The sequence below is a fragment of the Tabrizicola sp. genome, assembly GCF_051645465.1.
GTDB lineage: Bacteria > Pseudomonadota > Alphaproteobacteria > Rhodobacterales > Rhodobacteraceae > Tabrizicola.
In genome coordinates this window covers 1-7,863 of sequence record NZ_JBOFBI010000116.1, presented here as the reverse complement: position 1 = coordinate 7,863, position 7,863 = coordinate 1, and the positions used below count along the sequence as shown (strand labels likewise).

The 7,863-nt window shown below is 64.1% G+C and carries 8 protein-coding genes and 2 pseudogenes; 5 read left to right on the top strand and 5 right to left on the bottom strand.

The features are described from left to right. From ACRCSW_RS07175 to ppk2, 4 genes and pseudogenes are all read right to left on the bottom strand, one after another. A pseudogene (locus tag ACRCSW_RS07175) lies at positions 1-142 on the bottom strand (MATE family efflux transporter); the annotation flags it as partial. Positions 143-224: 82 nt separating this feature from the next. Next, the gene (locus tag ACRCSW_RS07170; protein ID WP_438703794.1) at positions 225-1,145 is read right to left on the bottom strand and encodes a nickel/cobalt transporter; all 921 of its coding nucleotides are present in this window, start codon (positions 1,143-1,145) and stop codon (positions 225-227) included. Then, positions 1,130-1,777 (bottom strand): DUF1007 family protein, encoded by a 648-nt coding sequence (locus ACRCSW_RS07165; protein ID WP_438703793.1) that lies wholly within the window; start codon positions 1,775-1,777, stop codon positions 1,130-1,132. Before ACRCSW_RS07165 ends, ACRCSW_RS07170 begins: the two co-directional genes overlap by 16 nt. 69 nt (positions 1,778-1,846) lie before the next feature. Further along, a complete protein-coding gene (ppk2, locus tag ACRCSW_RS07160; protein ID WP_438703792.1) occupies positions 1,847-2,773 on the bottom strand; it encodes a polyphosphate kinase 2 in 927 nt (308 codons plus the stop codon). A 150-nt stretch (positions 2,774-2,923) separates the two neighbouring features. Between ppk2 and ACRCSW_RS07155 the strand changes: the two genes are divergently transcribed. The 3 genes and pseudogenes from ACRCSW_RS07155 (at position 2,924) to ACRCSW_RS07145 (ending at position 4,125) form a co-directional block, all read left to right on the top strand. Continuing rightward, the gene (locus tag ACRCSW_RS07155) at positions 2,924-3,583 is read left to right on the top strand and encodes a glutathione S-transferase family protein (protein WP_438703790.1); all 660 of its coding nucleotides are present in this window, start codon (positions 2,924-2,926) and stop codon (positions 3,581-3,583) included. A 20-nt stretch (positions 3,584-3,603) separates the two neighbouring features. Further along, positions 3,604-3,723, top strand: a pseudogene (locus tag ACRCSW_RS07150) (zinc finger domain-containing protein); the annotation flags it as partial. Positions 3,724-3,780: 57 nt separating this feature from the next. After that, positions 3,781-4,125, top strand: coding sequence for a GIY-YIG nuclease family protein (locus ACRCSW_RS07145; RefSeq protein ID WP_438703795.1), 345 nt, complete (start codon positions 3,781-3,783; stop codon positions 4,123-4,125). Positions 4,126-4,372: 247 nt separating this feature from the next. Here ACRCSW_RS07145 and ACRCSW_RS07140 read toward each other — a convergent pair whose 3' ends face one another. Further along, positions 4,373-5,260 (bottom strand): NAD-dependent epimerase/dehydratase family protein, encoded by an 888-nt coding sequence (locus ACRCSW_RS07140; RefSeq protein ID WP_438703789.1) that lies wholly within the window; start codon positions 5,258-5,260, stop codon positions 4,373-4,375. 124 nt (positions 5,261-5,384) lie between these two features. On the opposite strand from ACRCSW_RS07140, the gene parE reads away from it, so the two are divergent. Together parE and ACRCSW_RS07130 are read left to right on the top strand one after the other, a co-directional pair. After that, positions 5,385-7,358 carry a DNA topoisomerase IV subunit B gene (parE, locus tag ACRCSW_RS07135; protein WP_438703787.1) on the top strand — a complete coding sequence of 658 codons (1,974 nt, stop codon included), beginning with the start codon at positions 5,385-5,387 and terminating at the stop codon, positions 7,356-7,358. 39 nt (positions 7,359-7,397) lie between these two features. After that, positions 7,398-7,736, top strand: a complete 339-nt coding sequence (locus tag ACRCSW_RS07130; protein WP_438703786.1) for a type II toxin-antitoxin system RelE/ParE family toxin — start codon at positions 7,398-7,400, stop codon at positions 7,734-7,736. Positions 7,737-7,863: the final 127 nt, after the last annotated feature.

The following is a 7,863-nucleotide window of genomic DNA, read 5'->3' as shown; positions in this document are numbered from 1 at the left end:
GAACCACCGCCGCAAGCGACACGACGCCATACCAGCCCACCATGATCGTATCGGTCACATGCAGCGCCATCTGCGCGAGGTGCGACCCGATGAGCGGCAACCCCAGCACGAGCGTTTCCCTCGCGTGGGTCGAGCGGGTCATCGGAGGGGATACGAGGGTGGTCATACGACGGGCTTAAGCCGCCTTTCCACCGTTCACAAGCCGCGAAGGGCGACGGAATGTGTCAGAGCGCCCGGATCAACAGCCCGATGGCCGCCACCGCAATGACCGCACCCACCGCCAGCTCGAAAAAGGGCAGCGCCCGGGCGACCCTCTGGCCCCCCAGCCCCTGCAGCGCCCCTTCGCGCGCCCAGACCGCCAGCACTGCCGCCGTAACCGTCACAAGGCCGGTGCCAAGGCCCATGACAAAGGCGCCGATCACCCCGGCGACGGCTATCCCGAGCTGCCAGGTCAGGACCAGAACGAAAAGCGCGCCGGAGCATGGCCGGATCGCGATGCCCCCGATCAGTGCCGCCGCGTCGCGCCAGCCGGTGACCTTCTCGACCTCTTCCAGCGTCGGGCCATGCGCGTGGTTGCAGTGCGGGCCATGGTCATGGTGCTCGTGATGGTGGTGGTGGTCATGGCCGTGGTCATGATGATCATGGTGGACCTCCGCCCGCTGCAGCCCCCGCGCGCCCCGCCAGACGAGCCAAAGCCCAAGCCCCGCAATCATCGCATGGCCAATGGGCGTCATCCACTGCTCGGCTGCCCCCTCGACCGAGGTGCGCGTCAGCCCCAGCACCGCCAGCAAAGCATAGACCAGTACCACCGCCACCGCCGCCTGTGCAAGGCTCGCCGCAAGCGCCAGCACCGACAGCCGAAAGGCGGGCACCCGCCGCGCCACGCCATATCCGCCGATCACCAGCTTGCCATGCCCCGGCCCCGCCGCGTGCAGCACCCCATAACCCAGACACACCGTCCAGAACGCCGCCAGCGCCCCGGGCTCGCCCGCACGCAGGCTGCGGATCGCCCCCGCCATCCGGTCCTGTGCCGCCTTCTGTGCCGCCGCCACCCAGGCCGCGACACCCTCCAGCGCCCCGGTCAGCCAAAGGACCCCGACCAGCAGCAGCAGCAAAAGCCCGCCGTAGGTCAGGGTGCTACGCATGTGACGCGGACCTCTTCGGCATAGTTGCGACCGATCGCGGGAAACTGCATCTCCAGATCCACATCCGGAGTGAACTCGGCCAGTGCGTCTTTCAACTCTTGGTCCGCCGCATCAAGATCGGGAACGAACGTCTCGGCCAGACAGCCCATCCCCCCGGTCAGTACCGGGTTAAAGGCGATGCTGTAGGCGGTGTAATAGCCGGGGTCATAGACCTGCACGATCAGGGGCTCGGCGCCCACCGGAACCGGGGCGTCGAAGGTCCGCAGATGGGTCGTGGTGATCTTGCCATCCGCATAGCTCGCCCCCCAGTCCTTCGGCCGGGACAGCGCCAGCTCCGTCTCGCCCTGCAAGGCATAGGTATCGCCCGGAAAACCCCGATCCCAGTTCATGTCGAAGCCCGACAACCGCGCCTCTTCCTCCGGCGTCAGTTTCCCGTCCCAATCCGGATCAAGGCCCATGTCCCCGACGACATAAAGCGAGTAGAGGTCGTCATAGGTCCAGCCGATGCGAACGCCCGTCGCCTCGTTCCGGTCGTTCAGGATCACCTCGATCCTGGTGTCGATCCAGACATGCGGATGCGCAAGCGCCGGTCCCGCCGCCAAAGCCCACAGACTGAATGCCATCCAACGCATAGCGCGCAACCTAAGCGCGCTCCCGTCCCGCGCCAAGGGGGTGCGGCCCAGCGCTGGCAAATGCCCGCCTCAGCCCCGCTGCATCGCCGGATGGGTGGCCGCATCGTAGATGCCGGCGTCCTCGGCAAGGACCTGCGCCGCACGACCCACGATCAGGGGATCGGGCGTCCCTATCACCGCGTGGTCCTTGTTCGGATAGTCGACCGTCGACAGGAAATGCTTCATGCAGTTCAGCCGCGCCCGCTTCTTGTCGTTCGACTTCACGATCACCCAGGGCGCATCCGCCGTGTCGGTGTAGAAGAACATCGCCTCCTTCGCCTCGGTATAGTCGTCCCAGCGGTCAAGCGACGCCTTGTCGATGGGGGAAAGCTTCCACATCTTCAACGGGTCGGTTTCCCGCGCCACGAACCGCGCCCGCTGCTCTTCCCGGGTCACGCTGAACCAGTATTTGTAAAGCCTTATGCCCGACCGGACGAGCATCCGCTCCAGCTCCGGCGCCTGGCGCATGAATTCGAGGTATTCACTGGGAGTGCAGAACCCCATCACCCGCTCCACCCCCGCGCGGTTGTACCAGGAGCGGTCGTAGAACACCATTTCCCCCGCCGTCGGCAGATGCGCGATGTAGCGCTGGAAGAACCACTGGCCCTTTTCCACATCCGCGGGCTTGGTCAGCGCGCAGACCCTGGCATAGCGGGGGTTCAGATGCTCCATGAACCGCTTGATCGTGCCGCCCTTGCCGGCCGCATCGCGCCCCTCCATCAGGATGACGAACTTCTGCCCGGACTCCTGCGCCCAGATCTGCACCTTCAGAAGCTCGGCCTGCAGCTTTGCCTTCTCGGTCTCATAGGCGACCCGGCCCATGAGCCGGGCGTAGGGGTAGCGGCCAGATTCAAAGGCCTGGTGCAGCGGGCTTTCCGTCACCGCCGGGAACTGCTTGGGCCCGGACCGAACGTCCGCCTCGGCCGTGGCTTTCATGATCGCCTGGATGTCGTCCATGCGCCAACCTCCTTGCCCTGATCCGGCCGACCCCAGCACAATCCGAAGCTTTCCGCTTTGATCCCGATCAAAAAAAAACCAGCCCTCCCGCCCCTTTTGCTTCCCCCGTACTCCGCCTAGTCTCGGACCCATCAGCGAAGGGAGCCCCCCATGATCACCCTCTACGGCGTCTACCGCAGCCGCGCCTCGCGCCCGCTCTGGCTTCTGGGCGAGCTTGGCACCCCCTTCACCCACGTCCCGGTGATCCAGTCCTACCGGCTGCCAGACCCGCATGCGAAGGACGCGCCGCTGAACACCGCTTCGCCCGAGTACCTGAAGGTGAACCCCCTCGGCCAGGTCCCGGCCCTGGTCGATGGCGACCTTGTCCTGACCGAATCCCTCGCGATCACCCTGCACATCGCCCGCCAGCACGGCGGCCCGCTCGGGCCCCAGACCGATGCCGAGGCCGCGCTTATGCTCAACTGGGCGCTGATCACCGCCACGGGGATCGAGGGGCCGGCGGTAGAGATCACCTACATCTACCGCGACAAGGGCGACGCGACCGCCGAAGGCCAGGCCATGATCGCGATCTACGCCGAGAAACTGCGCCGCCCGCTGGCCCGGCTTGAGGCCCACCTCGCCGCCCACCCCTGGCTCGTCGGCGACCGCTTCACCGTGGCCGACATCAACACCGCCGAATGCGTCCGCTATGTCCAACCGCACCCGACACTGCTGACCGAGTTTCCGGCGGTGAAAGAGTGGCTGGAGCGCTGCCAGGCCCGTCCGGCGTTCAAGAAGATGTGGGCCGCAAGGTTGTCGGAACCTGCGTAAGTTGCGGACTTGCAATTCTCATGCTTCGAGACGGAAAGAGAGAAATAGCCAAGTTATCTCCCTGCCCAACTTGTGGGGCTGGCGTCGGCAGCCCGTGCTTGAATGTCAAGGGCGAACATCGGCGTTCTGTACACAGGGCGCGCTTCGCGAGTGACCCATGCGAGACCTATATCCAGCGCTGTTTTGATAACTGTCACGTGCCAGATGAAGCTGGTTACGTGGTGTACGCAATACTCGATCCGGTCGCGCAGAAGTTCTTTTATGTGGGCCAGACGGGCAATCTGCGCAAGCGCATCCGCAGTCATCTACGGCGCAGCTTCAAGTTTTGCCGCCATCCTCCCGTAAGGCGTTGGCTTTATGACGTGATTCACTCAGATCAAACGCCCACCTTCGCTGTTTTCGAGAGCTGCATCGACGAGCCGTCTTCGCTATTGGCCGAAACCAAGTGGATCGACAACCTGTCTCGAGAAGGTCATCCGCTTCTGAACAACTGGAATATCCACAAGGAAATCATCAGAAACAACGGCATCAGCCGACGCTGAAGAGCCGCTTTAGCCCAAGCTCAACACCCCGCAGCCGACCAAGCCAGACCGCGGGGTGTCTTTCCCTTCGCGGTCATCGGCGTCCCCGCCTGTACCGCCCAGCGATCCTCGCACCGAGCGGTAAAGGCTAGATTAACGTGAACGGCTTTCTCTTCTCCAAATATCCCACGGGTAGTCCATTGGTTTCGCCATTGGTTCGAGAAACCAATGGACTGCGGGGGTGTGAAACCCCCGGTGCGACGCCTGTTCAGGGCACATACTTCCGCCAGTCATGCTCTTCCCTGAACCCCAGCACCTCCCGGATCTTGCGGTTCGAGAGCAGCCCCTCCCGCTCCCCCACCGGCCGCGACAAAGGCACTTTCGGGAAGAACCGCGCCAGCAGCTCCGCATTCGGCTGCGGCACTGCATTCGTATCGTTCACCGCGTTGAAGACCTGGAAGCCCAGCCCATCCTTCCGCAGACACAGATCCACGATCTGCCCCAGGTCCCGCGCATCGATGTAGCTGAAGGTGATCCGCCGCCTTAACCCCGGGTCCTCCCGCAGCGGAGGAAACACCGTCGCATATTCATGCGGTTCCACCACATTCCCGATCCGCAAAGCATAGACATCCGCCCCAAACCGCCGCTGAAAGCTCCGCGCCGTGACCTCGTTCACCTTCTTCGACATGCCGTAGCTGTCCATCGGGTCGATGTCGTAGTCCTCCTCCAAAGGCAGCACCTTAGGGTCCACCACCCCGTCCGAGAAGCACACCCCATAGGTCGTCTCGGACGACGCAATGATCACCTTCCGCACCCCCATCTTCAGCGCCGCCTCGATCACGTTGTAGGTGCCGAGCACATTCACCCGATACGTCTCGGTATCCGGCATCATCAGATGCCTCGGCACCGCCGCAAAATGCACCACCGCATCCCACACCTGCGCCCCCGCGCCCGTTTCCATCTCGTCATACCCCGCGTGGGTCCGCATCGCCGAATAGACCTGCCCCGCATCGGTGATATCCCCCAGCAGGTCATGCACCCCCGCCAGCCCCAACGGCACCAGGTCGAAGTTCAGCACCCGGTGCCCCTTCTCCACCAGATACGGCACCACATGCCGCCCCGCCTTCCCCGACCCGCCCGTGAAGAGTACCCGCATCGCAAAATCCTCCCGATTTCCCCAAGCCTACCCCGCCGCAAAGGCCCACAGAAGACCCCACATCTTGCGCCCCCACCCCTTCCGATGATCTAATACCTGCGCACCCCACACCCGTGAGCCCCCCGTGAACAACGAGCCCCCCAAGAACGACCTCCTCTCCGGCGCGCAGACCTATGACGCCTCCTCGATCGAGGTTCTCGAAGGCCTGGAACCCGTCCGCAAGCGCCCCGGGATGTATATCGGCGGCACCGATGAACGGGCGCTGCACCACATGGTCGCCGAAATCCTCGACAACGCGATGGACGAAGCCGTCGCGGGCCACGCCAACCGCATCGAGGTCGAACTGCACGATGACAACTCCGTCACCATCCGCGACAACGGCCGCGGCATCCCCGTCGACCCCCACCCTAAGTTCCCCGGCAAAAGCGCCCTTGAGGTCATCCTTTGCACCCTCCACGCCGGGGGCAAGTTCTCGAACAAAGCCTACTCGACAAGCGGCGGCCTCAACGGCGTCGGCTCCTCGGTCGTCAACGCCCTCTCCGACCTCATGACCGTCCAGGTCGCCCGCAACCGCGAGCTTTACGAGCAATCCTTCTCCCGTGGCATCCCCCAGGGCCCGATCCGGATGCTCGGCCCCACCCCCAACCGCCGCGGCACCACCGTCACCTTCCACCCCGACCCGGAAATCTTCGGCCACCAGACCCTGAAACCCGCCCGCCTCTACAAACTCGCCCGCTCCAAGGCCTACCTCTTCTCCGGCGTCGAGATCCGCTGGAAATCCGCCCTCCCCGACGGCGACACCCCGCAAGAAGCCACCTTCCACTTCCCCGGCGGCCTCGCCGACTACCTCTCCGACACCCTCACCAAAGTCACCACCTACGCCGAACGCCCCTTCGCCGGCCGCGTCAGCTTCGAGGAGAAATACCAGATCCCCGGCTCCGTCGAATGGGCGATCAACTGGACCCCCGCGCAGGACGGCTTCCTCCACTCCTACTGCAACACCGTCCCCACCCCCGAAGGCGGCACGCATGAGGCCGGGTTCTGGGCCGCCATCCTCAAAGGCATCCGCGCCTATGGCGAGCGGGTGAAGAACCGCAAGGCCGAGCTTATCACCCGCGACGACATGGCTACAGGCGGCTGCGCCCTCATCTCGATCTTCATCCGCGAACCGCAGTTCGTCGGCCAGACCAAGGACCGCCTCGCCACCGAGGAAGCCGCCAAATGGGTCGAAAACGCCGTCCGCGACCATTTCGACACCTGGCTCGCCGCCGACCCGAAGTCCGCAGGCAGCATCCTCGACTTCCTGGTCCTCCGCGCCGAAGAACGCCTGCGGCGGCGTGAGGAAAAGGAAACCCAGCGCAAGACCGCCACCAAGAAGCTCCGCCTCCCCGGCAAACTCACCGACTGCTCCTCCAAGACCCGCGAGGGGACCGAGCTTTTCATCGTCGAAGGCGACTCTGCCGGCGGCTCCGCCAAAGGGGCAAGGAACCGCGAGACCCAGGCCCTCCTGCCGCTGAAAGGCAAGATCCTGAACGTCCTCGGCGCCGCCTCTGCCAAGCTCAACGAAAACGCCGAAATCCGCGACCTTTGCGAGGCCTTAGGCACCGGCATGGGTACCCGCTTCCGCCTCGACGACCTGCGCTATGAAAAGATCATCATCATGACCGACGCCGACGTCGACGGCGCCCATATCGCAAGCCTTCTGATGACCTTCTTCTTCACCCAGATGCGCCCCCTGATCGACAAGGGCCACCTCTACCTCGCCTGCCCGCCTTTGTATCGCCTGACCCAAGGCGCGGTCCGCCGCTATGTCGCGAATGATGAGGAGAAAGCCTACTGGCTCAATCGCGGCCTCGGCGGCAACCGCAGCGGCAAAATCGACGTCCAGCGCTTCAAGGGCCTGGGCGAGATGGACGCCAAGGACCTGAAAGACACCACGATGAACCCCGCCACCCGCAAACTGATCCGAGTGTCGATTGATGAGGACGAACCGGGGGACACCAGCGACCTCGTGGAGCGCCTGATGGGCAAGAAGCCGGAACTGCGGTTCCAGTATATTCAGGAGAACGCCCGGTTTGTGGAGGAGCTGGATGTTTGAGCCCACTGCGCCATTGACTTATACGCCATTGGCGCATATATGCTGACCACGGTCGTGGAAACGCCAGAGTTCTCGCGCAAGGCCAAGGCGCTGCTGACCGAGGCGGAACGAATGAGGATAGTTGACACCCTGTCAGCACAACCAGAGGCAGGTGTGTCGCTTGGTGGCGGTCTGCGCAAGGTGCGCTTCGCGCGGGAAGGCGGCGGGAAAAGTGGCGGCTTGCGCACGATCCATTTCTACGCACCCGGCCAAGGCTTGCCTGTGTTCCTAATGGACGTCTTTGCCAAGAATGTAAGGGACAACGTGACGACAGGCGAACAGGTGGCGATGACCGAAGCCGCAGCCCGGATCGCCGGAACCTATGGAGACAAGAAATGACGAAAGCCTTCGATTCGATCATGCGCGGCCTGCAAGAAGTCGAGGCCTATCTGCAAGGCGCCCGTGAGGGCTATGTGGTGCACCACATCGAAGTCCCCACCCCCGACGTCAAGGCCATCCGCGCCTC